Origin of the sequence: Candidatus Methanoprimaticola sp. MG2 (assembly GCF_047501175.1) — an archaeon.
In the GTDB taxonomy this organism is placed as follows: domain Archaea; phylum Thermoplasmatota; class Thermoplasmata; order Methanomassiliicoccales; family Methanomethylophilaceae; genus Methanoprimaticola.
Genome location: NZ_JBEQWH010000024.1, coordinates 1 through 1,796, shown reverse-complemented (window position 1 = coordinate 1,796; position 1,796 = coordinate 1). Strand labels below are relative to the sequence as shown.

Genomic DNA, 1,796 nt, shown 5'->3' with positions numbered 1-1,796 from the left:
GTGATGGGGGATAACGGTCCCCGAAGGGACCGGACACCTTGAGGGTGTCATTCTTCGTCACAAACGGCTTACAACCAATCGATCTCGATTGACAGTCCGCCGATTGTCACGACAAGCCGGAACCCTCCGTTCCGGAATCTCGTATAGGAGATCATCAAACCACCTCCTGCACGGACCCATGATAAGAGGTTCCGAGGTTTCGCCGGCTACGAACCTGTGGCGAAACCAAGGTTCTCCGAGTCCGGCAGGGGGCATATCGGCTCCTTCTTCTTATACTTGCGTTCACGCATCCGATTCGGATTGGGCATCCTCACCGGAGACACGGGATCTGTTGAGGGCGGCGACATGAGGATCGTCCGCGACCGCTCCCGCCGGAAGCCTCCCGGTCCTTTGGAACTCCCTGTATTGGGGCCGGGTGAGAATGTACGTGTCGTATCCCATGCCATAGATACTCGGGACGTACGCGATCACACGATCGATGATGGCCGCACGCTCCTCCGGGGTGTGCAGCCTCTCGAGATCCTGCATGCCCTTGGTCTCCGGTGTGCTGCACTGCGGGACACTCATGGCGAAGTCCAACGCGGTGCGTCCCTCGAGACGGAGCCTCTCCTCGATCCTGGAGAGCTCGGACCGCACCAGGTCGTAATCGTCCCTCATGACCCGGATGGTGGACCTGCGGTCGTACATGACTGGCTCGTACGTCGGAGAGTCGATGCCTTCGAACCTGCCGATAGGTTGTCCGCAGTCCGGACACAGCCTCGGCACCCTCTCCTTGTACCTCCCGAGGACGCGCTGCCTGGTCACCGCGCCGAACACGCGATAGCTCTGGAAGCTCCCCTCCGTCCTGGCCTTGGTCCATTTGAGCCAATCGAACTCATCGAGATGCTCGGTCCAGAAGTTGGACCTCCTCCAACCGTCGCCGTAGACCATCATGGGGGTGATGGTCCTGGCGACCTTGACCCTGCCCCGCCCGGCCTCCGCCGGTATGACCAGGTCGTTGACGGCATCGTCCCAGTCCACATCGTGATCGAATGTCCCCAATCCGACATGGGTCATGATGTAGCCGAACGTGTGACGCACGGAACGGAGGTCCTCGTCGGGATGGATCTGATTGAAGACCCAAGACTCGGACCTGCCGTCATCGTTCCACATGTGATGTTGGGAATCCGCTCTCGCGAGGTCCTCGCGGAGCCTCATGTTCGAGAACCTCCCGAAGCCTACCGCGTGGAAATGGGGGGAGAGGACCCATGTGGTGCCGTCCTCGGACAGTCTCCACGGATGGAACACTATCGCTCCCGCATAGAATCCGTAAGCGGGGAGGAGGGCGACGAGGTCGTCGAGGAGCCCTGCGTACGAGTCGGACCTCTGCATTATCCCCTTCATCCACTCCTGCGGAGGACTGATCGCCCAATGCTTGGGCTTGTCGTACACACCGGTCTTCCTGCCGTGGATGTCGGAGGGGGTGCACACCCTCTCCTCCAATGTGAGGCCGATGTTCATCGCCTCATAGTTCATGCAGTTCGGACAACGGAGACTGCAACAATGGTTGGAGACGGCCTTGAGGAAATGAGAGGGGTCGTTCGTGCACATCTTCACGGAGAGGGGCTTCCCGGTACCGACCCTGAAGACGCCGCAGAGGGAGGACCTCGTCCTGTCGGGATCATGACCTGGAAGCGACCATATCACATTGGGAGAACCGTCCGTCATATCGGCGTTCCTCTCGCGGTCCTGATTCCCGGACCTCCTTCCGAGTATGATCTTGGAAAGGGATTGGTAACTAGCACTTATGGCAGGAT

The 1,796-nt window shown here is 59.7% G+C and carries 1 protein-coding gene; it reads right to left on the bottom strand.

Annotated elements, in window-relative coordinates; genetic code table 11:
* Positions 1 to 282 precede the first annotated feature (282 nt).
* The coding region (locus tag V5D86_RS09535) for a hypothetical protein (protein ID WP_414596454.1) at positions 283 to 1,796 on the bottom strand (1,514 nt) is incomplete at its 5' end.